This is a genomic window from Hylemonella gracilis (assembly GCF_004328645.1).
In the GTDB taxonomy this organism is placed as follows: Bacteria; Pseudomonadota; Gammaproteobacteria; order Burkholderiales; family Burkholderiaceae_C; genus Hylemonella; species Hylemonella gracilis_B.
Genome location: NZ_CP031395.1, coordinates 3250470 through 3275268 on the forward strand (window position 1 = coordinate 3250470; position 24799 = coordinate 3275268).

The window sequence follows — 24799 nt, forward strand, 5'->3', positions numbered from 1 at the left end:
CGTTTTTCTGATAGGTCGTTGCGGATGAACAGCCCATCAGTGTAGCCAAGGCTCAGCTGAGCGTGCCATATCCCCCGCCGCCCGGCGTGTGGATTTCGAAGACGTCACCGGGCTGCATCTCCGCGGTCCCGATGTGCCCCAGCACTTCCACCGAATCGGCCGCTCCACCACGGAACGCGCGGACGACCCGGTTGATGCCCGGCTGCCCCGGCGCGCCACCGGCCATGCCGAAAGCACCGTGCACGCGACCATTCGACAGAATGCCCGCGGTCATCCTTTCCAGGAACTGGACGCGCCGCACGCCGCCGTCGCCGCCTCGCCAACGGCCAGCACCGCCCGAGCCCCGGCGAATCTCGTAGGCCAGCAGGCGCACCGGGAAACGGAACTCCAGCACCTCGGGGTCGGTGAGGCGCGAGTTGGTCATATGGGTCTGCACCACGCTCGTGCCGTCGAAACCGCTCACCACGCGCCCGGTTTCGTCGATCACCGCCCCAGCGCCGGAGCCCCCCGAGATGGTCTCGTAGTACTGGTACTGCGCATTGCCGAAGGTGAAGTTGTTCATCGTGCACTGGCTGGCCGCCATCATGCCCAGGGCGCCATAGAGCGCGTTGGTGATGCAGGAGGACGTTTCCACATTGCCCGCGACCACCGAAGCCGGCGGATTCGGGTTCAGCATCGAGCCCGGCGGAATGATGACCTTGAGCGGCTTGAGACAGCCCGCGTTGAGCGGAATGTCGTCGTCGACCAGGGTACGGAAGACGTAGAGCACCGCGGCCATGCAGACGGCCGTGGGCGCATTGAAGTTGTTGATCTGCTGCGGGCTGGTGCCGGTGAAGTCGATCTCCGCGCCACGGCTGGCGACGTCGACGCGCACCGCCACGCTGATCTGCGCGCCGTTGTCCAGTGCCAGGGTGTAGCTACCGTCCTTGAGCCGGGTGATCACACGGCGCACCGACTCCTCCGCGTTGTCCTGCACGTGCCGCATATAGGCCTGCACCACGTCCAGGCCGAATTGCGCGACCATCTTGCGCAGTTCCTGCACGCCTTTTTCATTGGCGGCGATCTGCGCCTTCAGGTCGGCCAGGTTCTGCTGCGGATTGCGCGAGGGGTATTCGCCACTCGCCAGCAGCGCCAGCACCTCGGTTTCGCGCAGCGCGCCACGGTCCACCAGCTTCACGTTGTTGATCTGCACGCCCTCTTCCTCGATGCGCGTCGAGAACGGTGGCATGGAGCCCGGTGTGGTGCCACCGATGTCGGCGTGGTGGCCGCGCGAACCGACGTAGAACGTGGGCTCCGCGCTGCCCTGGATGTAAACCGGCGTGATCACCGTCACGTCGGGCAGGTGGGTGCCGCCGTGGTAGGGATCGTTGAGCATGTAGACGTCGCCCGGCTGCATGCGGCCGGCGTTCTCGCGAATCACGGTCTTGATGCTCTCGCCCATGGAGCCCAGGTGCACCGGCATGTGCGGTGCATTGGCGATCAGATTGCCCTCGGCGTCGAACAGCGCGCAGGAGAAATCCAGCCGCTCCTTGATGTTGACCGAGTGCGCGGTGTTCTGCAGCTGCAGGCCCATCTGCTCGGCGATGTTCATGAAGAGGTTGTTGAACACCTCCAGCAGCACCGGGTCGGCCTGGGTGCCGGCGGCGTAGCGCTGCTCGCGCGCCACTCGGCGCTCCAGCACCAGGTGGTCCAGCGCGGTCAGCTTCGCTTCCCAGCCAGGTTCGACCACGGTGGTCGCGTTCTTCTCGGCGATGATGGCCGGGCCGGTGATCAGGTCGCCGGGGCGCAGGTCCTCGCGCACGACCAGGGCCGCCGGGTGCCACGCACCACCCGAGTAAAGCCGCACGGTGTCGCGACGCGGCGTTTCGCGCACCGGGCTCAGGGCCTGCCGCCGTTCGGTGGGTGCGTCGCCCGCGATCACAGCCTCGACCGACACCGCTTCGACGATCAGACCCTTGCCCTGCATCAGGAAGGCATAGCGTTGGCGGTAAGCAGTCTCGAAGGCGGCGACGATGCCCGCGTGGACAGCTTGCGGCGTCGCAGCCTCCGGGCAGGACACGACCAAGGCCGCATCGCTGCCTTCGTAACGTACATGCACGCGCCGCTGCACGGTGATCGCGCCTTGGCTGACCTGCTGCCCCGCAAGTGCCTGCGACGCACTGTCCGCCAGGGCATCGAGCCGCGCCGTGAGGTCGGGCAAGGCCGCCTCGCTCAACGCCGTTTCCACCGCCTGTTCGCGGATCAGGCTCTGGTCGGCCAGGCCCATGCCGTAAGCCGAGAGCACGCCCGCGAGCGGGTGCACCAGTACCCGCGTCATGCCCAGGGCATCGGCCACCAGGCAGGCATGCTGACCGCCCGCGCCACCAAAGCATTGCAGGGTGTAGCGAGTCACGTCGTACCCACGCGCGACCGAAATCTTCTTGATGGCGTTGGCCATCTGCTGCACGGCGATGTTGATGAAGCCCTCGGCCACATCCTCGGCGCTGCGGCCGGTGCGGGTCGCCAGTCCGTCGAACTTGGCGCGCACGGCCTCGGCATCCAGGGTTTCATCCGCCTTCGGACCGAACACCTTGGGGAACCAGGCAGGCTGGATTTTCCCGAGGAAGACGTTGGCATCGGTCACAGCCAGCGGGCCACCGCGCCGGTAACTCGCCGGCCCGGGGTTGGCGCCCGCGCTTTCGGGTCCGACCCGGAAACGCGCACCGTCGAAGCTCAGGATGGAGCCACCGCCGGCTGCCACCGTGTGGATGCTCATCATGGGCGCGCGCATGCGCACCCCGGCCACCTGGGTCTCGAACTCGCGCTCGAAGGCGCCCGCGTAATGGCTCACGTCGGTGCTGGTGCCGCCCATGTCGAAGCCGATGACCTTCACGCCGCCCTCGGCCGGCGCGGAGGCCGCATCGGTGAAGGCCAACTCGGCCGTGCGTGCCATGCCCACGATGCCGCCCGCCGGCCCGGACAGGATGGCGTCCTTGCCCTGGAAGGCATGGGCATCCGTCAAGCCGCCCGAGGATTGCATGAAGTACAGAGGCACGCCAGGCATCTCGCCCGCCACCTGCTCGACGTAACGGCGCAGGATGGGTGATAGATAGGCATCCACCACTGTGGTGTCGCCCCGGCTCACGAACTTCATCAGCGGGCTGGTGCCGTGCGAGGTGCTGATCTGGGTGAAACCAACCTCGCGCGCGAGGTTGGCCGCCCGCGCTTCGTGCGCGGTGTAGCGGTAACCGTGCATGAACACAATGGCCACGCTGCGCAGGCCCGCGTCGAACTGCGCCTGCAAATCCTGCTTCAGTGTCGATGCGGCCGCCTCATCCAGGGGCGCCACCACCTCGCCGTGCGCGTCCATGCGCTCCTCGGCCTCGACCACGGCGGTGTAGAGCAGTTCCGGCAGCAAGATGCGCCGATCAAAGAGGCGCGGCCGGTTCTGGTAGGCGATGCGCAGCGCGTCGCGGAAACCCCGGGTGGTGACCAGCAACGTGGGCTCGCCCTTGCGTTCCAGCAAGGCATTGGTCGCGACCGTGGTGCCCATCTTCACGCATTCCACCAAGGCGGGCGTGACGGGTTCGCCCGCCTTCAGGCCGAGCAAGTGCCGGATGCCGGCCACCGCCGCGTCCTTGTACTGCTCCGGGTTCTCGGACAGCAGCTTGTGCGTGGTGAGGGTGCCATCGGGGCGCTTGGCCACGATGTCGGTGAAGGTGCCGCCACGGTCGATCCAGAATTGCCAGCGGCCTGCACTCAGAAGCGGATTCTTTTCAGTCATGTTGCAAATGAAGTGATGATGAGATTTTTCAGAACACCGCCATGCGGCTGTTCAGCAAGTCGGTGACCAGCATGTGACCGGGCGCGTGGGTGATGCAGAAATCCGGCTTGACGGCGGCCACGACCGATTGCGGCGTCACGCCACAGGCCCAGAACACCGGGACTTCGCCCGGCCGGATGTCCACCGCGTCGCCATAGTCGGGACGATGGATGTCGGTGATGCCGATCTCGGCCGGATCGCCGAAATGCACCGGTGCGCCATGCACGGACGGGAAGCGCGAAGTCACCTGGATGGCGCGGATGGCGTCGGCCGCCTTCAAAGGGCGCATGGACACCACCAGCGGCCCCTGGAACACCCCCGCCGCCTGTGTAGGCACACGGGTGCGGTACATGGGCACGTTGCGCTGCTGTTCGATGTGGCGCACTGGCAAATCGTTCTCCAGCATGGCTTCCTCGAAGGAAAAGGAACAGCCGATCAGGAAGGACACGAGGTCCTCGCGCCAGAAGTCGCGCACATCGGTCGGCTCGGCGACCAGTTGCCCCTTTTCCCAGACACGGTAGCGCGGGATGTCGGTGCGGATGTCGATGTCATGCCCCAACTCGGGCAGCGCCGGGCTGCCGGGCTCGGACATGGCCAGCAGGGGGCAGGGCTTGGGATTGCGCTGGCAGAAAAGCAAAAAATCATCGGCCAGGGCCCGCGGCAGGATGGCCAGATTGGCCTGCACTCTGCCGGGAGCCAGGTTCGCGGTGGGGCCGGTCAGTTGACCGTTGCGCGCGCTCAGACGCACCTGGTAGGCGGCCTCGTCCATCCGGGTTTCGTGTTTCATGTGGCAGTCTTGTGCAGGCGGGCCTCGATGGCCAATCCGATGGACAGGATGCGGCGGTCGGCGCCATTCGCGCCAGCGAGCATGAGACCCACGGGCGCGTCACCTGCGCAGTGGCACGGCAGGGACAAGGCGCAGCCATCCAGGAAATTGATGAGGGTGGAGTTGCGCAACATCAGCAGATTGGTCGCGCCATACAGTTCATCGGAGGCCTCCAGGGCGGCAATCGGCGGCGCGATCACGGGCGTGGTCGGCATCAGCAGCGCGTCATACCCCGCGATGCGCTGTTCAACGCCGGCGACCCAGGCCTTGCGCGCGGCCATCAGGTCCAGCCAATCGGCAGCGGACAGGGCGGCGCCACGCCGGATGCGCGAGATCACCCGGGGGTCGTAGCGCTCGGGCGCGCGCGCGATGTGCGGGCGATGCCAGGCCCAGGCCTCGGCAGCGGTGAATCCGCCCTGCGCATTGAGAGTGGCGAGCTGCGCGAATTCTGGCAACGCGATCTCCTCCACCTGCGCACCCGCGGCCGACAGCGCTCGCACACTGGCGTCAAAAGCGGCCGCCACATCGGCGTCCATGCCTTCGCGTACCAAGGTCAGTGGCAAGGCCAGGCGCAGATGGCGCAAAGAGGCTGGCGCGGGCAAGTCCGCGTTCTGCTCGCCGGACAGAATCGCGTCGAGCGCCGCGCAACAGGCCACGCTGGCCGCCAACGGACCGATAGAGTCCAGTTGGGCGGACAAGGGCAACACCCCGTCCATCGGAACCCGACGGGCGCTCGGCTTGAAACCCGTCAGCCCGCACAGGGCCGAGGGAATGCGCACCGAGCCACCCGTGTCCGAACCGATGGCGGCCACTGCCATGCCGTCGGTCACCGAAACGGCTCCTCCCGAGGTGGAGCCACCAGGGATGCGCCCGGTGGCACGGTCCCAGGGGTTGCGTGGCGTGCCGTAGTGCGGGTTGAGTCCCAGGCCGGAATAGGCGAACTCCGTCATGTTGGTGCGCCCCACGATCACCGCGCCGGCGGCGATCAGGCGCTGCACGACAAGCGCATGCGCCTTGGCGGGCTCGGCGTCACGCAGCACCACGGAGCCCGCCAGCGTGGTCTCACCCGCCACGTCGAACAAATCCTTGATCGACACCGGCAGGCCTTCGAGCAGCGAGCGCGCCAGCCCGGCCCCCAACAACCAGTCGGAGGCTTGAGCCTGCGCGCGGGCGCGTTCGGCGTACACGCGGGTAAAGACGCGCACGCCCTCGCCGGCCGGGTCGCTGGTGCGCGTCAGCGCCGTCTCGACCAGATCGCGTGCGGTCACGCGACCCGTGCGCAGGGCCTCGGCCTGCTGCTGCAAGGTAGGCAGGCTCATGTCAGGACACCTCGGGCAACACGTCGATCTGGTAGCTGTGCCGCAAGCTGCGCTGGCGCCGCGGGTCGTACAGCTCCATCGTGAACGACGTCGCCGGGCGGATGCCACCGATGGCGGCCATGGTGCCGCAGGTCATGCCCGCGCCCTCGGGCAGCACACCACGCTCATGGTCGACGATGAGTTCCAGCGGCGTGCGCAGGGAAGCGACCTGCCCTTCCTGGTAGAGCACGCTCTGGCCGTTCTCGACGATGTAAGACCGCAGGATCAACTCGTCCCAATGGTCGGCCACCTCGCTGTGCAACCAGGCCGAGCGCGCCACCGGCTTGACGCACACTTGCTTGGACAGCGCCACGCTGTGTGCCTCCAGCTTGCGATCGGTGTGGTCCGAGGCCACACTGACGTAAAGCGCGCCGCCCTGCGTGAAAACGAAGGCTTCCGCCTCGCCCGAGGTGTGCGGCCCCACGACCTGCACACGGTCGGCCTGCGTGAGTTGATTGCTCGCGACCCGGTAGTACAAGGGCACGCGGCTGGGACGCGGCACGCCCAAGGCTTGCAACTCCTCGATGTGGTGCTCGACGGCGGCGCGATCGCGCCCGGCCCACCCCGCGACGATCAGCGTGTGGAAATCGATGTCCAGGGCTCGTGGACCCGTGTTGGTTTCAACTTGAAATCCGGTTTTCATGGTTCAGTCAGGGAAAGAGTCATCCAAAGACACGGGGCAGCCAAAGCGCCAGATCAGGAAACCAGGTCAGCAACAGCAGCAGGACCGCCATCGCGCCGACGAAGGGCAGGCTGCCAACGATCACGGCCGTCATGGAGCCGCTCTTGCGCACGCTTTGCACGACAAAGAGGTTGAGCCCTACGGGCGGCGTGATGAGCGCGGCCTCGACCAACACAATGATCAGGATGCCCAACCAGACCGGGTCGTAGCCCAGTCCGATCATGATGGGCGCGATGACCGGGATGGTCATGATCATCATGGACAGGGTTTCCATGAAACAGCCCAGCACCAGATAGAACAAGACCACGATCAGCAGCATCCAGCCGGGTGACAGTCCCAGCCCCGTGATCGAACGGGTCAGCGCATCAGTCAGCCCTGTCGCCGCCATCACGAAGTTGAGGAAAGCCGCCGCCAGCACGATCAGCATGATCATGGCCGTGGACTTCATCGCGCCTTCCACCGCGTCGCGCAACATGGACAGCGTCAGGCGCCGGGAACAGGCTGCCAGCACCAGCGCGCCCAATACGCCCAAGGCGGCAGCCTCGGTGGGCGTGGCCAGGCCAGCGTAGATGGAACCAACCACCAGCAGGAAGATGCCCAGCGGCGGCAGCAGGTGCAACAGGCTCGCGAAACGCTCTCGCCAGGTCGCCTGGATCTTCTTGCCACCCCAGGCGGGTTTGATCACGCAGGCAATCCACACCGTGAGCATGAACAACCCCGCCAGCAGCAGGCCGGGGAGGATGCCAGCGAGGTAGAGCTTGGGCACCGAGGAATTCGTCAGCACACCATAGATGACCAGATTGATCGAGGGCGGGATCAGAATGCCCAAGGTACCGCCCGCGGCAAGGCTGCCGAGGAACAAGGGTTCGTTGTAGCCGTTCTTTTGGATCTGCGGAATCGACACCGTGCCCACCGTCGCCGCCGTGGCCACGCTGGAACCCGAAGTCGCCGCGAACAGGGCCGAGGCCCCGATGTTGGCGTGCATCAGGCCACCCGGCAGCCAGGACAGCCACAGACTCATGGCGCCGTACATGCGTTCGGCGAAACCGCCCCGCAGCAGCACTTCCCCCAACAGAACAAAAAGAGGGATGGAAACGAGAAGAAATTCGTTGTTGGTGCTCCAGGCGATTTCACCGATGCCACGCGTCAGCGGCAACATGGAAAAAAGGCCATCCAGCGTGAAGCCCAGCAAACCCAGGGCAGCACCCACGGGCAGGGACAGGCCAACCAGCACGAGCAGCAGGATCAGGGCGGTGGCGATCATGCGCGTTCCTCCATCAGCAGACGCTCGCCGGCGGCGGCTTCGTCCTCGGCTTCCTCCTGGGAGGAGCGGACACCGCCGATCTCCTTGACCGTCACCAAGTCACCCGTGACCAAGGCGGTCGAAGCGCGCAGCAGCATCAAGGCCACCGTCACACACATCCAGGCCAAGCCCAGCAACCACAGGCCCTGGGGTATCCACAGAGGCGTGCCCAGCGGCGTGTTGGCCGCCGATTTCTGGATCCAGGAGGTCTCGACCATGTCGTAGACATAACGCGTTAATACCGTCATGAACACGCCCAGGGACGCCAGCGCCAGCCAGTCGATCACCGCGGACAGACGAACTGGCAGATGCTGGTAGATCACGTCCACGCGCACGTTCGCGCGCTGCAGCGTAACGAAAGCCAGCGACCAGGACGTCCCGATGGCGAAGGCGTAGCTCGACAGCTCGTCGGCCCCGCCCACGGTGAAGCTGAAAAGCTTGCGCGCGATCACGTCGAAGGAAATCAGCAACACGCTCGCAATGGCAAGCGCTCCTCCGAACCAGACCGCGCCGCGGGACACGGCCTCGGCGCGACGCAGGAGTTGGCTCAGCATCATTTCTTCGCCACGAAACCAAGCGACTTGCCGATGGTGGCATTGAAGTCACTCACGCACTGATCCGAGCAGCGCGCGGCCCACTTGGGCAGCACGATCTCGGTGGTCAGCTTCTTGAGCAAGGCCTTGTCCGCGGCACTGGGTTGAACGATCTTGACCTTGCCCTTGACCGGCAGGGTACAGGCCGCGGCGCCCCCGTTGCAGTCATACCCTAGCTGGGTCTGCTTGGCGGCGGCGTCCCACATGTCGTTCATCAACTTGTCGATATGGGTCTGCAAAAAGGTCTGCACCTTGGGGTCGAGCTTGTCCCAGGCCTTCTGATTGACGGCGTGGATCTGCTGATTCCAGTTGATGGGCAACGCGTAAAGGTGCGTTGCCACCTCGTACCACTTGGCCGAATAGCCCGACAGCGAGCCCGTGATCGCACAGTCCACGACCTTGTTCTGCATGGCCGGAACCACTTCGCCAAAAGCCATGGTCACGCTGGTTCCCCCAGGGCTTCCACGAACTCGGCTTGCGTGCGGCTGCTGGTGCGCACTTTCTTGCCCTTCACATCGGCCAGCCCATTGAGGGTCGCATTGCAGAACAGCACCTGGGCCGGATAGGGCGAGATACCCAGGATCTTGACGCTGGAACCCTGGCCATAGAACTTGTCGTAGACCGGCTTGAAGAGATCGGTCACCTTGCGCGCGGCCGCGGCATCAGGTGCGAGGCCAGGCAGGTCGATCGCTTCATTGATCGGGTTGTCGCTGGCGAAGTACGACAGGGTGGCCGTGCCGAACTCCAGCACGCCAGAGGACAACAGGCGCATCAACTCCGGACCCTTGACGCCCATCTCGTTGAAGCCCTTGATCTCGGCCGTCACCTGCCCTTTGGACAGCTCAGGGATGGTCTTGGTCCAGAACGGCTGTTCGAACTCCTGGTACGCGGTGAGATTGCTCAGGCCCCCTGCGATCTTGAGCTGCGTGCGGGGCAGGTTCTGAGCCAAAGCGGGAACTGCCAGCACCGTGGCAATCCAGGCGAACAAGGTGAGCGCGTGTTTTTTCATGAGGGGAACTCCTGTGCGGTTGAGAAAGGAACGGTGTCCCATTCCAACCGAGCGGGCATGAACTGTCCAATCGCGATTTCGGATGCCAAGGTATAAATTTTTCTTGGGTCTCAAAAATCTCATGCCCCAACCTTTTTGCGCGCACCTTTGCCGCGACGCTCGTACTCGGACGCCGTGCGCTGCGCCAGCTGCGCGATCGATTTCAAGGTGCGGCTTTCCGCCCCCTGCGCCCAGGTGGCCGTGAACACCAGGTCCGGCAGCTCGCCGGCGCGCACATCCAGAATGCGCAACTCGCCGTTGGCCAGTTCCTTGTCCAGAAAGATCGGCGCGATCACGCCGACCCCGACGCAGTCAAGCATCATCTTCACCACCATGGACAGGGAGGCGCTGCCGATCATGCGTGGCGCTTTGATCCTGGCCCGCGCCAGCATGTCACGCACCACTTTGTACGGCGCGCTGTTCGAGGGGTAGGTGATCACCGGAAAACGCGCCACCTGCGTCAGCTTCAAGGTGCCAGCCCCTTGCTCCAGACGCGGACTCGCCACCCAGGCCAGGGGGTAGGCACACAGGTGCAGGTTCTCCAGGCGGGCTTCGTCCACCGGACCGAGCATGAAGGCCAGGTCGATCTGGCGCGCCAGCAACTGGCTGCGCATCACATGGGACGTATCGACCTCGATCTGCGGCACGAGTGCCGGATAGGCCGTGTGCAAATGCTCCAGGAAATGCGGCAACCAGGTCTGCACGACGGTCTCGGCCACGCCAATGCGGATGGGTCCACTCATGACGTTCTGCTCACGCGCCGCCAACATCATGTCCTGCCGCATCTGCAACATGCGCTCGGCATGAGACAGCAGTTCCTGCCCCTTGGCGGTCAGACTCACGCCCCGGGCATCGCGCTCGAACAGACGCACGCCCAGACTATCCTCGAGCGAGGCAATGCGCTGCGATACGGCGGGTTGCGTGGTGTGCAATTTCTCCGAAGCCGCGCGGAAACTACCGAGCTGCGCCACCCAGAAGAAGGTCTCTATATGGCGCAGGTCAACCATGGCACACGCCGCAAGGCGGAGTGACGAGACAGGAACGCACGGACGCCGGCGCGCCATCCGGCGTCACGCCGCGGACACGGAATCCGCCTGAGGCCAGCTTTTTCTTCATAGGCTGGCGGCCGAACGGGCGGCTTGGTCATACACACCCGAGAGCACTCGCAAGAGCCGCGCAAGTTCACCAATGTCGCGGTTCAGCCCGTCATCGGCCTTGAGCGCGTCGATCAGGCAGGTTTCACGGATCTCCCGATAGCGCTGCACATAGGCCTGCCCCTGCTCGGTGGAGGCGTAGGTCACCTCCTTGCCGTTCTTGCTGGAGGCCACCACGCCCAGGCCCTGCAGCTTCTTGAGCGAGTAGTTGATGAGATGGGTGTCCTCCACGTTCATGATGAAGCAGATGTCGGCCAAGCGCTTATCACGCGCGCGATGCGTCACATGGTGCAGCACCAGCACATCCAGCGGCATCAGATCCTTCAGGCCGGCCGCACTCATGCAGTGCGCGATCCAGCGGTGGAAGGCATTGCCCGCGACGATCAAACCGAACTCAAACTCGCTCATTTCGGCGCTGCGCGGCGAGACCAGGTGCGCCGAGGACACGATGGGCGAACCCGGGGGTGTCTTGGTGGCGGATGAAACAGCGGCTTTGCGCGGCATCAGCGAGCTCCTGTCTGGCATTGATATTGCATGCGACAAATTGTAGGGAGATAAAAAACAATTTACCAACGAAATGTTGCCATTTCGGGAAAACACCAAGCACCTTCCGTGCCACCTTCAATACAGTCTGCAATCCGTTTTCAACCCATTTCACTGGAGATCACATGAAACGTCGCCTGTTCACTTTCGCCACTGCGGCCCTCGCCTTGATCGGCGGCAGCGCCCTGGCTCAGACCAAATGGGACCTGCCTGCGGCCTATCCGGCCACCAATTTCCACACCGAGAACCTCATGCAACTGGCGACCGACGTGGACAAGGCCACGGGCGGCAAGCTCAAGATCACCGTGCATGCCAATGCGTCGCTTTTCAAGGCCACGGAAATCAAGCGCGCGGTGCAGGGTGGACAAGCCCAGATCGGCGAGATCCTGTTGGTGAACTTCTCCAATGAATGGTTGCCCTTCGGCGCCGACGGTCTGCCCTTCCTGGCCGATAGCTACGACAGCGCCTTCAAGCTCTACCAAGCCCAGAAGCCGCTGCTGCAGAAGAAGCTCGATGAACAAGGCATGACGCTGCTCTACACCGTGGCCTGGCCGCCCCAAGGCATCTACGCCAAGAAGCCGATCAATAGCGCGGCCGATCTCAAGGGCGTGAAGTGGCGCGCCTACAGCCCGGCCACGGCGCGCATCGCCGAGCTGGTGGGCGCGCAACCCGTGACTGTGCAGGCCGCGGAGTTCGCCCAGGCCCTGGCCACCGGCGTGGTGGAAAGCACCATGACCTCGGGCGCGACCGGCGTGGACAGCAAACTGTACGAACACCTCAAGTACTACTACGACACCCAGGCCTGGCTGCCCAAGAACGCGATCATCGTGAACAAGGCTGCCTTCAGTGCCCTGGACAAGTCCACGCAGGACGCTCTGCTCAAGGCTGCCGCCGCCGCCGAGAAACGTGGCTGGGACGCGAGCCGCAAGGTCAACACCGAGACGCTGGCCAAGCTCAAGGCCGAAGGCATGCAGGTGCTGTCGCCCTCGCCCGCGCTCAAGGCCGACTTGCAAAAGATCGGCGAGACCATGCTGAAGGAATGGCTGGAGAAATCCGGTGCCGACGGCCAGGCCCTCGTGGCGACCTACAAGAAGTAAGCCGGTCTTCCAGACAAGAGGGCTGATTCATGATGCGCCGAACACTCAACGCCCTCTATGACAGCGCCGCCGCCGTGGCGGCGCTGTGCATGGTCGGCCTGCTGATCTCGGTGCTGCTGTCCATCCTTGGACGGCAGTTCCATTTCCACATCTCCGGCATCGACGCCTACGCCGGCTACCTGATGGCGGGCACGGCCTCGCTGGCCTTGGCGCACACGCTCAAGCGGGGCGAGCACATCCGTGTCACCCTGCTGCTGGCCGCGCTCAAGGGCACCTGGAAACGCCTGCTCGAACTCTGGGCCCTGGGCCTGGGCACCTTGCTGGCTGGTCTATACGCCTGGTACAGCGTGCGACTGGTCTGGTTCTCGCACGCATTCAATGACGTGTCCACTTCCAACGACGCCACGCCGCTGTGGTTGCCGCAGATCGGCATGGCCGTGGGCGCACTCATTCTCGCGATCGCCATGCTCGACGAGCTGGTGCTTGAAATCCTGGGCCGCCGCGTCGCCGCGGACGGCGAAGCCCTCCACAACGAGTAAGACCGCATGAACGACTTCGCCATTACCGCCTTGCTGGTGCTCTCGCTGTTCCTGATCCTGGGCAGTGGTGTGTGGGTCGGGCTCACGCTCTCGGGCGTGGCCTGGATCGGCATGCAGCTCTTTTCCTCGCGCCCCGCCGGCGACGCCATGGCCGTCACCATCTGGGGCTCGGCCACCAGTTGGACGCTGACCGCCCTGCCGCTGTTCGTGTGGATGGGTGAGATCCTGTTCCGCACCCGGCTGTCGCAGGACATGTTCAAGGGCCTCGCCCCCTGGATGCAGTCCCTGCCCGGCCGTCTGTTGCACACCAATGTCGCGGGCTGCACGCTGTTTGCCGCCGTCTCGGGTTCCAGCGCGGCCACCTGCGCCACCGTGGGCAAGATGACGCTGCCCGAGCTGAGGAAGCGCGGTTACCCCGATGACATCGTGATTGGCACGCTGGCCGGCGCCGGCACGCTGGGCCTGCTGATCCCGCCGTCCATCATCATGATCGTCTACGGCGTCATGGCCGAGGTCTCGATCGCCAAGCTCTTCGTCGCGGGCATCCTGCCGGGCGTCATGCTCGCCTTGCTGTTTTCGGGTTACATCGCCGTCTGGGCCTGGCGTCATCCGGACCGCGTGCCCCCCACGGACACGCAGCTCGGCTTCGCGCAGAAGTTGGCCGCCTCGCGCAGCCTGATTCCCGTGGCACTGCTGATCACGGCCGTGCTCGGCTCCATCTACACCGGCATCGCCACGGCGACCGAAGCCGCCGCCGTCGGCGTGGTGGGCGCACTCGTTCTCTCGGCCGTACAAGGCTCGCTGAACTGGGCCACCTTCCGTGACGCCCTGATGGGTGCGACCCGGCTGTACTGCATGATCGCGCTGATCCTTGCGGGTGCGGCCTTCCTCACGCTCTCCATGGGCTACATCGGGCTGCCGCGCCACCTGGCCGAATGGATCGGCACGCTGGGCCTGAGCGAATTCCAATTGCTGGTCGCGCTCACGCTCTTCTTCATTCTGCTGGGCTGTTTCCTGGACGGCATCTCCATGGTGGTGCTGACCATGGGCGTGCTCATGCCCACGGTGCAGAAAGCCGGCATTGACCCGATCTGGTTCGGCATTTTCGTGGTGCTGGTGGTCGAGATGGCGCAGATCACCCCGCCGGTCGGCTTCAACCTCTTCGTTCTGCAGGGCATGACGGGCAAGTCCTTGGGCTGGATCGCCCGCGTCACCATCCCCATGTTTTTCCTGATGATCGCGGCCGTGCTGCTGCTGTGGATGTTCCCGGCGATCGCGACCTGGCTGCCCGGACGGATGTGACCGCGAACCTCACGATGAACAAGCTGCTCCTCTCCCACCGCCTCACGCTCGGCTTTGGCGTCGTTCTGGCGTTGCTGGCCATCATCACCACCACGTCCTACTGGGGACTGGCACGCATCACCGATGGTCTGCGCTACATCGCCGAGGTCTACACAAGCAAGGCTGACCAATCCCAGCAGATGGACCGGGCAGTCAACCATGTTCTCCTCGCGATGCGCAACCTTTCACTGCAGGAAACCCGCGAAAACGAACTGCGCCAGATGGACCAACTGCACCAGTCGCTCCAGCGCTACGACGCGGTGAAGGCCCGGCTCGCGCCCACGGTGACGAGCGTGGAGGAAAAGGCGCTATTCGACAAGCTGGCACGCTCCGAGCAGGACGCGCGGCAGATCTTCCTCGACGCGCGCCAGCAGGCTGGCGGCGATGACCCGGAGAAGAACGCCTTCCTGCTGCGCTTCGACCTGCGCCGCAACATGGAGAAGTGGGATGCGCTGCAACGCGCCTGGAGCCTGGACATCGAAAACCTGGCGCGCCTGGAGGCCGAACTCGGCCAGCGCTACTCGTCGGAGCTGCAGAACACTTCGGGCAGCATCCAGACCCTCCTGCTTGCCGTGGCGAGTGTCGCGCTGTTGGCCGGCATCGGTGCCTCGCTGCTGATCGCGCGCTCCATCACGCGCCCCCTGGCCTCTTCGGTCACGCTGGCGGACCGCATCGCCCAGGGCGACTTGTCCCGACCGCAACACACCGAACGACGCGACGAGATCGGCCAGTTGCTCACGGCGCTGGAATCGATGCGAAGTCAGTTGCATGATCTGGCCTCCGAAGTCAAGGCCACCACGGATGGCATCGGCAGTGCCTCGTCAGAGATCGCGCGCGGCAGCACGGACCTGTCGCAGCGCACCGAGGAAACCACCAGCAGCCTGGCGCAGACCGCGCACTTCATGAGCCAGCTGACCCAGCGGGTGCGCGACGCGGCGGACGTGGCGCGGCAGGCCAGCCAGCTCGCGGTGTCGGCCTCCGACGTGGCGAGTCGTGGTGGCGCCGTCGTGACCCAGGTGGTCTCGACCATGGAAGGCATCGCGACCGACTCGGAACGCATCGCCGACATCGTGGGCATGATCGACGCCATCGCCTTTCAAACCAATATCCTGGCTCTGAATGCCGCCGTGGAAGCGGCGCGCGCCGGAGAACAGGGGCGCGGTTTTGCCGTCGTGGCGGGCGAGGTGCGCAACCTGGCGCAACGCTCCGCGGAGGCGGCCAAGGAAATCAAGGGCCTGATCGGCACCTCCACCGAGAAGGTGACGGCTGGCACCCGCCTGGTGCGCGAGGCCGGCTCCACCATGGGCGACATCGTCAATTCGGTGCAACGGGTGACACAGATGATCGGCGAGATCAGCACTTCCGCCGTGGCGCAAAACGAAGGCATTGCCCAGGTCAACGACGCGGTGAACCGGCTGGACGGCATGTCGCAACAGAACGCCGCGCTGGTCGAGGAATGCACCGCCACCGCCGCCCTGCTGGCCGACCAGGCCAGCGCCTTGGCCCAGGTGGTGCAACGCTTCAAACTGGTGCCGGGCGAGGTGATCGGCCTCCCTCAGGCCCTCGGCCACAAGACCCGCCCCGCTCCCCGGATCGCCCTGAACTGACGCAGTCAGCCCGCCGCACGCTAGCGCCGAGCAGGCGTTTCACCGCGCCTGTGCATCGGCGGCGCTCTGCAACAACTCGGCGAACTTCGCCGCCGGCAGGGCCGGGTGGTAGAGCCAGCCTTGAACCTCGTGCACATTGAGACCGAGCAGGATGGTCCGCTGGATCTCGGTCTCCACGCCCTCGGCCGTGACCTCCAGCCCCAGCGTTGTCGCCATGACCGCGATGGTGCGCGTGATCGCCATGTCGTTCGGATCGGTGGCAAGGTCTCGGATGAAGCTGCGATCGATCTTGAGCCGCGTCAAGGGCAGGAACTTGAGCATGGACAGGGACGAGAAGCCCGTGCCGAAATCGTCCAGCGCCAGGTGCACACCCAGTGCGCGCAGTTTGTGCAGGGCACGCTGCACGGCCTCGCCATGCTGGAGCGAGGATTCCGTGAGCTCGACCTCCAGCATCGTGGGGGACAGGCCATGGCGCGCCAGCGCCTCGCCCACGCCTTCGGCATACCCGTCCTGCTGCAGCTGCAGGGCCGAAACATTGATGGCCAGGCGCCCCGCTTCCAGGCCCAGCGCCTTCCATTCGGCGGCGTTGCGGCAGGCCTGCTCCAGCACCCAGTCCCCGATCGGCAGGATGAGGCCGGTTTCCTCGGCCAGCGGAATGAAACGCTCGGGGCTGATGCGGCCCGAGGCGCCATGGTTCCAGCGCAGCAAGGCCTCGGCACCGGTGATGCGCCCGTCGCGCATGTCGATCACGGGCTGCCACTGCAGTTCCAGCTCGCCACGGACGATGGCCTGGCGCAGGCCCTGCTCCAGTTGAAGGCGCTCCAGCGCGCGTCGGGCCAGGCTTTGCGAGAAAACCGCACTGCGGTTGCGACCCGCCGACTTGGCCTCGTACATGGCGGTGTCGGCGGCCTGGACGAGCTCGTCCGCGCTGTCCGCATGCTCGGGGAACAGGGCGATGCCGATGCTGGCCGTCGCGCTGACGGTCTGGCCCACGCTGGTGCGTATCGGCTCGCTGATCAACGCCAGCAGCTTGCGACCGAGCGCCTTTGCGTCGTCGATGCTGCGCAGCTTGTCCAGCAGGATCAGGAACTCGTCCCCGCCCATGCGGATGGCCACGTCGTTCTGACGCAGGGTGGAGCGGAAGCGGCGGGCGATCTCCACCAGCATCTCGTCGCCGACCGCATGACCCAGTGAATCGTTGATGTTCTTGAACCCGTCGAGGTCGATGACGAGCAGGCCGAAACCGCCGTCCTCGGTCCGGGTGGCCGCGCGGGCGATGTTGTGGCGCAGGCAGATGTCGAGCTGATGGCGATTGCCCAGACCTGTCAAGGCATCGTGCAGGGCGATGTGCGTCAGGCGGCTCTCGACACTGCGCAGGGCAGAGATGTCGCAGAAGGTCAGCACGTAGTGCGTGAGCTTGCCCACGCGGTCGATCACGGGTGACAGCCCCTCCCAGGCGGGGAACAGGGAGTTGTCGCGCCGGCGGCAGGTGATCTCGACCTGGACGGAATCAGGGTCATCCGACCCCGCGATCCGGCGCCGGTCGCCGATGCGCGAAGCGTGCAGAAAGTCATCGGGCCGCTGACCCAGAACGTCCTGGACACGCCAGCCGGTGATGCGCTCAAAAGCCTTGTTGGCCATGCACACGCGCTGTTCACGGTCCAGGATCAGGATGCCGTCGCCCGTCGTCTCGAACACGACCGCGGCCTGGCGCAGATGCTCCTCGGCCTCGATGCGCTCGCTCACATCGCGCAAGATGCCGACCACGCGGTCTTCCTCGGTGAAGTAGCTGGCATGAATCTCAAGCCAGATGCGTTCACCACCGTTGCAGCGCCAGGCGACGCACACCTGAATCATCTTTCCGGACAGCAGCAGTTCCGTCGTTTTCTCGCGCACCTCCACGTCCTCAATGTGCCGCAAAAAACCGTCCCGACTGACGGTGAAGCCCTGCGAAGGTAGTTCGAATATCGACTCCAGGTAACCGTCCACCTCGATCTGCTGGCGTCCGACATCGAATTCCATCACGCCGAAATGCGCGGCCTCCATGGCCAGCCGGAAACGACGCTCGGCGCGGCGGGTCTTTTTTTCCTCGTTCACCCGAGCCAGCGCCGCACGGATGGTGGCGTTCAGTTCGACGATGTGCACAGGTTTGATCACGTAACCGTAGGGCGCCGCCTTGATCGCCTTCTCCAGAATGTCGTCACCGGCATTGGCAGTCAGATAGATGACGGGCAACTGCAGGTTTTTCGTCACTTCCTCGGCAGCGCGCGTGCCGTCCCCGCCCCGCCCGAGATTGATGTCCATGAGCACCAGATCAGGTCGTTCGCGCCGCGCCAGTTCGATGGCCTGCCGCTCGCTCGAAGCAATGCCGGTGACGCTGTACCCCAAGGACTCGAGGCTTTGCTGAAGGTCGTAGGCGAAGATCAGTTCGTCTTCGACAATCTGCACTCGCACAGGTTGGGGCGATTCTGTATTCACTGCCGTTTCCATGCCTTGCTCCCTTTTCTATTCTTCGATCTGGAACGTGAAGCGCAGGCTGGCGCCCGGGCCTTGCAAAATCTCCAAGCGGGCGTCGATCTGCTGAGTCAGCATGTGGATCAGCTGGAACCCCATCGATCTCGACGCCGTTGGATCGAAGCCTGCAGGAAATCCGACCCCGTCGTCACTCACCTGCAACGTAGCCTGCGGACCGTTCTGAATGACCGCGACCTGAATCTGCCCCTGTTCGCGGGAAGGGAAGGCATGCTTGTAGGCGTTCACGATCAGTTCGTTGACGATGAGTCCGCACGGCACTGCCTTTTGCGTTTCAACCCGCATGCCGCTGGACGGGAAGTCCAGAACGATGTCCACCCGCGTCTTATCGCGTTGGTACGTCTGTTTCAGCAGCTGCACGAGCTTGTCCAGATAGGGACCGAATTCAAGGCCGGAAAAATTGTTGCCTTCGTAGAGCAGCTGATGCGTCATGGCGATCACGCCCACTCGGCTGCGACTTTCGCGCAGGGCGTCTCGCGCAACGCCCTCCACGCTGCGGGACTGAATGTTGAGCAGGCTGGCCACGATCTGCAGATTATTCTTGACCCGATGGTGCACCTCGTTGAGCAAGAGCGTCTTTTCGCGCAGCGAGGCCTCCATCGCAGCCTGCGCCGCCAGACGGTCCGTGATGTCCACGACGGTCGCGAGTACCTCCGGCGGGTTGCGCCCTGGAATCGGATTGAGTGCCACCTCCACGGGAAACTCACTACCGTCCAGTCGCACCGCCGTGAGCTTGCGGCGCTCGGCCATCACGCGCTGCGTCGGCGCCTGCAGATAGCGGCCCATCTCGACGCGATGGGTGTCACGCCGTGTCTGCGGCAGCAGCATGTTCACGTGCTGCCCGATCAGCTGTTCCGGCTCGCAGGCGAACAGCCTGCACATATTCCGGTTGACCAGCAGCATCTGGCCCTGCGAATCAACAAGCGTCATGCCCTCCGGGGCTTGCTCGAAAAGACTGCGCAAGCGCGCTTCGCTCGCCGACAATGCTCTCTGGCTGGCTTGCTGCAGCGTCACGTTCACTGCTTTTACCAGGATACCCACAACAGCACCATCGCGCGTGCGGATGGGCAGGTAGCTGGCGCGCCACTCGGAGGGTTTACCCGGCAGGCTGGGCACCTCGGCCATCACACTGAAATCTTCCTGGGGCTCTCCGGCCAGAACCTTGGCCAGCATGGGTGAGATTTCAGGATAGGCCGAAGGCAGCACCTCTGAAACCGTGCGCCCGATTGCCGCGCCCGCCTCCACGCCATTGAAAGCGGCCAGAACGCCGTTGATGCGCCGGTATCGCAGTTCGCGGTCGAGCACCGCCAGGCCCAGGCCCAGATCGCTGCTGAACAGCGCATCCAGGAAAGCATCGTCCTGTATGGCAAAAGAATCCATGCGTCCCCCTGATAAAGCTCGCGAAGGTTTTCGCACCGCTTTTCTTATTGGTACCAAGTTAGCACATCTACCTCGCTCTTCCCAGCCCCTTCCGCCGTTCCAATGTGCTTCGGTGCTGACGCCTCGGAACGGGATCGCGGCCATTTCAGCAAGCGATGAAGATCAGCGCTGGCAATCACCAAGACGTGGGAAACGTGAAAAACGCACGCCCTATGATCTCCGTCCAACCACCGCGTTTAGACGGAACGCATGAAACACCGACTTCCAATGAACTCCGGCTTGAATTTCCTCGTTGCCGCCCGCCAGTGCGAAATCAGCGAACTGGAGCACCTGGCTCTCACCAGCGAACTGGTGGGGGTAATCGGGCGCCTGGTGCACGCACTGCAGAAGGAGCGCGGCATTTCCAATCTATTCCTGGCATCGCGCGGCGAACGCTTCGGCGCGCAGCGCGCCCCCCAGGTGGAAGAGTGCCAGCGCCTGCAGGCCGAAGTGATGGCGCGTTTCGACGCGCTCGACACCGACGCCAGCCGCGCGCGCAACGGCGCGCGCCTGTTCAACCGCATCGCCTACGTGCTGCAGGCGCTGGACGGCCTGCCCGCGCTGCGCGCGCGCGTCGCCGCCCTGGCGCTCACGGCCGAGGAAACCACGGCCGCCTTCGTGCGCCTGATCGCGGGCCTGCTGTGCGTGGTGCTCGAAGCCGCGGACAGCGCGACCGACCCCGAGATCTCGCGCGCGCTGGTCGCCCTGTTCCACTTCATGCAGGGCAAGGAGTACGCGGGCCAGGAGCGCGCGCTCGGTTCGGCGGCCTACGCCTCCGGCCGCATTGACCCGGAACGCCAACAGCAATGGCGGCACCTGATCGAGGCACAGGACGCCTGCTTCCAGGTCTTCCAGGATTTTTCCGACGCCAACGCGCGCGCCACCTGGTTGGGCCAGCAAGATGCCGAAGCCCTGGCTGCTCAGGAAAAGCTGCGTCGCGTTGCCGTAGACGCACGGCTGAGCAGCGCGCTCGACCCCAACGCCAGCCTGCCCTGGTACGAGAACTGCACGCGGCGCATCGACGCCATGCGCCAGGTCGAGGACGCGCTGGCCATTCACCTGCGCAGCCTGTGTGAGCGCCGCATCGCCCAGGCGCGCGCGGAGCTGCGTGACCAGCAGGCCAGCCTGCAGGCCTTGCAGCGCCAGGCCGCGGCCTCGGACGCCGAACCAGCGACCTCGCTGCTGTCGCCGCCCCTGAGCCCGCACCTGGAACGTTCGGTGCTGGGCATGGTGCAGGAGCAGAACCGCCGCCTGCAAACCATGAGCGACGAACTGGCGACCACGCGCGCCGCGCTCAATGAACGCAAGGTGATCGAGCGCGCCAAGGGCCTGCTGATGGCCTCGCGCAAGCTGAGCGAGGACGAAGCGCACACCATGCTGCGCCAGACGGCGATGAACCAGGGCAAGCGCCTGGTGGACGTGGCGCAGACCGTACTCAGCATGTCGGACTACCTCTGAGCCGCGGCTGCGCCGCTCCTCTCCCTGCCCGCTTTTCAAGCACATCGCCCCTCACGCACCCCGCACCGGTCGGGTCGGAACGCACCGGACCCAGGCTGGACCGCCCAGTAAAAGTGCGGCGCACGATGCCCGACAAACGTCGTAGAACCGCACTACGACAAGGCAAGCCATTGATTCACATCGATTTTTTCAGGACTTCACGTCCACCATGAAGCCTGGCACGCATCATGCTTTGAATTGAACGCCCCGCGCCAACGACGGTGCAGGCAACGCCCACCCGGGCCTGGACAACGGCGTCCATTTCCCGCGAGCTCATGTTCGCGGCGGAATGGACGCCGTTTTTGTTTTTGCGCTCTGTCTTGTCTACGTCTTGTCACCAGGAGTCATCCCATGAAGAACCGCCCGCCCGCCTCTTCCACCCGCCGCGCCCTCCTGCGCCAGGCCGCCGCCGTGGGCGGCGCGGCCATGGCCGGCAGCCTGTGGTCCAGCCGCGTCGCGGCTTCCACCAAGCTGGAAACCACGGCCGCCAAGCTGGGCTTCATCGCGCTGACCGACGCCGCGCCGCTCTTCGTGGCCGATGAAAAGGGCTTCTTCAAGAAGCATGGCATGACCGAAGTGGAAGTGCTCAAGCAATCCTCCTGGGGCACGACACGCGACAACCTCGTGCTGGGCTCCAAGAACAACGGCATTGACGGCGCGCACATCCTCACGCCCATGACCTACCTGATGACCACCGGGGCCATCACCGCGAACAATGTGCCCACGCCCATGACCATCGTGGCGCGGCTGAACGTCGGTGGCCAGGGCATTTCTGTGGGCAGTGAATACCAGGACCTCAAGGTCGGCCTTGACGCCAAAGCCTTCGGCAAGGCCATGCAAGCCAAGCGCGCCAAGACCGGCAAGCCGGTGAACGCGGCCGTCACCTTTCCGGGCGGCACGCACGATCTGTGGATGCGCTACTGGCTCGCCGCCAGCGGCATCGACCCCAACAAGGACATCAACACCATCGTGGTGCCGCCGCCGCAGATGGTGGCCAACATGAAGGTCGGCAGCATGGACACCTTCTGTGTCTGCGAACCCTGGAACCGTCAACTCATCAACCAGAAGATCGGCTACACGGCGCTGACCACCAGCGAGCTCTGGATGGACCATCCCGAAAAGGCCCTGGGCCTGCGCAAGGATTACGTCGACGCCAACCCCAACGCCACCAAGGCCCTGATCAAGGCGGTCATGGAAGCCCAGATGTGGTGCGAGGACCCCGCCAACCGCGCCGAGGTGGCCGAGATCTGCGCACGCCGCCGCTGGATCAGCGCGCCGGTCGAGGATGTGATCGACCGCGTCAAGGGCGACTTCGACTACGGCACCGGCCGCGTGGAGATGAACAGCAAGTTCCAGATGCACTTCTGGAAAGACCACGCCAGCTACCCCTTCCAGAGCCACGACCTGTGGTTCCTGACCGAAGACATCCGCTGGGGCTACCTGCCGGCCAACCTGGACACCAAGGCCCTGATCGCCAGGGTCAACCGCGAAGATCTGTGGCGTGAAGCCGCCAAGGAACTGGGCCTGGCGGCCAAGGACATCCCCACGTCCACCTCGCGTGGCGTGGAGAAGTTCTTCGACGGCAAGGTCTTCGACCCGGCCAACCCCAAGAAGTACCTGGACAGCCTGTCCATCAAGTACCTCAAGAGCGCCTGAGTCCGTCCCGCCGCCCGCAGAAGGAATTCCCATGAGCACCCCCGATACCCTGGAGCCCCTCCGGCTCGCGACAGCGACACCCGCGTCGCGGGCTGGCGCCTGGCTGATCGCCAAGACGCGCGCGCTGGCCGTCCACGTGCTGCCGCCCTTGATCCTCATCGGCCTGCTGGTGCTGATCTGGGAACTGCTGTGCGCGCGGCCCGGCGCCACGCTGCCACCGCCGAGTCGGGTGGTGCAGGACACCTGGGAGCTGATCGTCAGCCCCTTCTACGACAACGGCGGCAACGACGTGGGCCTGGCCTGGCAGCTGCTGGCCAGCTTGAAGCGTGTGGCTTACGGTTATGCGCTGGCGGTGGTGGCTGGCGTGGGTCTGGGCGTGCTGGTGGGCCAGTCCAGCTGGGCGCTGCGCGGCCTGGACCCCTTGTTCCAGGTGCTGCGCACGGTGCCGCCACTGGCCTGGCTGCCGATCTCGCTGGCGGGCTTTCGCGACGGCCACCCCTCGGCCATCTTCGTGATCTTCATCACCGCCATCTGGCCCATCATCATCAACACCTCCATCGGCATCCGCAACATCCCCGAGGACTACCGCAACGTCGCGCGCGTGATCCGGCTCAATGGGTTCGAGTACTTCGGCAAGATCATGTTGCCCGCCGCCGCACCCTTCATCTTCTCGGGGCTGCGCATCGGCGTGGGCCTGTCCTGGCTGGCCATCGTGGCGGCCGAAATGCTGATCGGCGGTGTGGGCATCGGCTTCTTCATATGGGATGCCTGGAACTCCTCGCGCATCAGCGACATCATCCTCGCCCTCGTCTACGTCGGTCTGATCGGCTTCCTGCTCGACCGACTCGTCGCCTGGATCGGCCACATCGTGACGCGCGGCACCTCCGCCAGCTGAACCCGACCCGACCACCCACGGAGAACGACGCCATGAACAACGCTTACCTCAGCCTGTCCCAGGTGGACATGACCTTTCAAAGCCGCGGCGGCGCCAGCAACCCGGTGCTGCGCAACATCAACCTCGACGTGCGCCGGGGCGAGTTCATCTCGCTGATCGGCCATTCGGGCTGCGGCAAGTCGACCGTGCTCAACATCGTCGCCGGCCTGCTGCGGGCAACGCAAGGCGGCGTGATCGTCGATGGCCGCGAAGTCAACGCGCCCGGGCCGGACCGGGCGGTGGTCTTCCAGAACCACTCGCTGCTGCCCTGGCTCACCGTGCACCAGAACGTGGCGCTGGCGGTCGAGAAGATCTTCCGCGACAGCAAAACGGCGGCCGAGCGCAAGGCCTGGGTGCTGCACAACCTGGAGATGGTGAACATGACGCATGCGCTGCACCGCCTGCCTTCCGAGATTTCGGGCGGCATGAAACAGCGGGTTGGCATCGCGCGGGCGCTGGCCATGGAGCCCAAGGTGCTGCTGCTCGACGAACCCTTTGGAGCGCTGGACGCCCTGACCCGTGCCCACCTGCAGGACGAAGTCATACGCATCCAGGGTGAACTGGGCAACACCGTGCTGATGATCACCCACGACGTGGACGAGGCCGTGCTGCTGTCCGACCGCGTGGTGATGATGACCAACGGCCCGGCCGCCACCATCGGCCAGATCCTCGACGTGCCCCTGCCACGTCCGCGCAATCGCATCGCGCTGGCCAGCGACAGCGCCTACAACCACTGCCGGCAGGAAATCCTGAGCTTCCTGCACGAAAAGCAGCGCAAGGTGGAACCCATCACCACGCCCCGTTCGGACACGGCGACCGCCGCCCTGCGCGCCTGAGCCGCTGCAAGCACCCCACCCCAGGAGACTCC

General features: G+C 65.0%; 18 protein-coding genes and 1 pseudogene. 8 read left to right on the forward strand and 11 right to left on the reverse strand.

What is annotated here, in order from left to right; genetic code table 11:
- Positions 1–52: 52 nt before the first annotated feature.
- The 9 genes and pseudogenes from DW355_RS15185 to DW355_RS15225 all read right to left on the reverse strand — a co-directional run bounded on the left by DW355_RS15185 (position 53) and on the right by DW355_RS15225 (position 11270).
- On the reverse strand, positions 53–3763 hold the full coding sequence (locus DW355_RS15185; RefSeq protein ID WP_131281305.1) for a hydantoinase B/oxoprolinase family protein: 3711 nt from the start codon (positions 3761–3763) through the stop codon (positions 53–55).
- Between the two features lie 28 nt (positions 3764–3791).
- Positions 3792–4589: a putative hydro-lyase gene (locus tag DW355_RS15190; protein WP_207388031.1), complete on the reverse strand. Its 798-nt coding sequence runs from the start codon at positions 4587–4589 to the stop codon at positions 3792–3794.
- Positions 4586–5947 (reverse strand): amidase, encoded by a 1362-nt coding sequence (locus DW355_RS15195; protein ID WP_131281307.1) that lies wholly within the window; start codon positions 5945–5947, stop codon positions 4586–4588. The genes DW355_RS15190 and DW355_RS15195 overlap by 4 nt, the downstream gene beginning before the upstream one ends.
- A gap of 1 nt (position 5948) precedes the next feature.
- Positions 5949–6629, reverse strand: coding sequence for a DUF2848 domain-containing protein (locus DW355_RS15200; protein ID WP_131281309.1), 681 nt, complete (start codon positions 6627–6629; stop codon positions 5949–5951).
- Between the two features lie 19 nt (positions 6630–6648).
- The gene (locus tag DW355_RS15205; RefSeq protein ID WP_131281311.1) at positions 6649–7932 is read right to left on the reverse strand and encodes a TRAP transporter large permease; all 1284 of its coding nucleotides are present in this window, start codon (positions 7930–7932) and stop codon (positions 6649–6651) included.
- Positions 7929–8525, reverse strand: coding sequence for a TRAP transporter small permease subunit (locus DW355_RS15210; protein ID WP_131281313.1), 597 nt, complete (start codon positions 8523–8525; stop codon positions 7929–7931). Before DW355_RS15210 ends, DW355_RS15205 begins: the two co-directional genes overlap by 4 nt.
- Positions 8525–9573, reverse strand: a pseudogene (locus tag DW355_RS18510) (TRAP transporter substrate-binding protein). Before DW355_RS18510 ends, DW355_RS15210 begins: the two are co-directional and overlap by 1 nt.
- A gap of 119 nt (positions 9574–9692) precedes the next feature.
- Entirely contained in the window at positions 9693–10619 is a 927-nt protein-coding gene (locus tag DW355_RS15220) for a LysR family transcriptional regulator (protein WP_131281315.1), read from the reverse strand.
- Positions 10620–10724: 105 nt separating this feature from the next.
- Entirely contained in the window at positions 10725–11270 is a 546-nt protein-coding gene (locus DW355_RS15225; RefSeq protein WP_131281317.1) for a winged helix DNA-binding protein, read from the reverse strand.
- A gap of 164 nt (positions 11271–11434) precedes the next feature.
- Here DW355_RS15225 and DW355_RS15230 point away from each other — a divergent pair, with 164 nt between their 5' ends.
- The 4 genes from DW355_RS15230 to DW355_RS15245 are packed head-to-tail and all read left to right on the forward strand — an operon-like array spanning position 11435 to position 15893.
- Positions 11435–12406 (forward strand): TRAP transporter substrate-binding protein, encoded by a 972-nt coding sequence (locus tag DW355_RS15230; protein WP_131281319.1) that lies wholly within the window; start codon positions 11435–11437, stop codon positions 12404–12406.
- A 32-nt stretch (positions 12407–12438) separates the two neighbouring features.
- Positions 12439–12945 carry a TRAP transporter small permease gene (locus tag DW355_RS15235; protein ID WP_131282781.1) on the forward strand — a complete coding sequence of 169 codons (507 nt, stop codon included), beginning with the start codon at positions 12439–12441 and terminating at the stop codon, positions 12943–12945.
- Between the two features lie 6 nt (positions 12946–12951).
- A complete protein-coding gene (locus DW355_RS15240) occupies positions 12952–14247 on the forward strand; it encodes a TRAP transporter large permease (protein ID WP_131281321.1) in 1296 nt (431 codons plus the stop codon).
- 14 nt (positions 14248–14261) lie between these two features.
- The gene (locus DW355_RS15245) at positions 14262–15893 is read left to right on the forward strand and encodes a methyl-accepting chemotaxis protein (protein WP_131281323.1); all 1632 of its coding nucleotides are present in this window, start codon (positions 14262–14264) and stop codon (positions 15891–15893) included.
- A gap of 39 nt (positions 15894–15932) precedes the next feature.
- Here the strand turns inward: DW355_RS15245 and DW355_RS15250 are convergent, their stop codons facing one another.
- Both DW355_RS15250 and DW355_RS15255 read right to left on the reverse strand, forming a co-directional pair.
- Positions 15933–18347, reverse strand: coding sequence for a two-component system response regulator (locus DW355_RS15250; protein ID WP_165493209.1), 2415 nt, complete (start codon positions 18345–18347; stop codon positions 15933–15935).
- Positions 18348–18398: 51 nt separating this feature from the next.
- Positions 18399–19841: a sensor histidine kinase gene (locus DW355_RS15255; protein ID WP_165493210.1), complete on the reverse strand. Its 1443-nt coding sequence runs from the start codon at positions 19839–19841 to the stop codon at positions 18399–18401.
- A 231-nt stretch (positions 19842–20072) separates the two neighbouring features.
- Here DW355_RS15255 and DW355_RS15260 point away from each other — a divergent pair, with 231 nt between their 5' ends.
- The 4 genes from DW355_RS15260 to DW355_RS15275 all read left to right on the forward strand — a co-directional run bounded on the left by DW355_RS15260 (position 20073) and on the right by DW355_RS15275 (position 24767).
- Complete coding sequence (locus DW355_RS15260; protein WP_131282783.1) at positions 20073–21302, forward strand: nitrate regulatory protein; 1230 nt, start codon at positions 20073–20075, stop codon at positions 21300–21302.
- 390 nt (positions 21303–21692) lie between these two features.
- The gene (locus tag DW355_RS15265) at positions 21693–22997 is read left to right on the forward strand and encodes a CmpA/NrtA family ABC transporter substrate-binding protein (protein ID WP_131281329.1); all 1305 of its coding nucleotides are present in this window, start codon (positions 21693–21695) and stop codon (positions 22995–22997) included.
- Positions 22998–23028: 31 nt separating this feature from the next.
- Positions 23029–23892: a nitrate ABC transporter permease gene (ntrB, locus tag DW355_RS15270; RefSeq protein WP_131281331.1), complete on the forward strand. Its 864-nt coding sequence runs from the start codon at positions 23029–23031 to the stop codon at positions 23890–23892.
- 32 nt (positions 23893–23924) lie between these two features.
- Positions 23925–24767, forward strand: coding sequence for an ABC transporter ATP-binding protein (locus tag DW355_RS15275; protein ID WP_131281333.1), 843 nt, complete (start codon positions 23925–23927; stop codon positions 24765–24767).
- Positions 24768–24799: the final 32 nt, after the last annotated feature.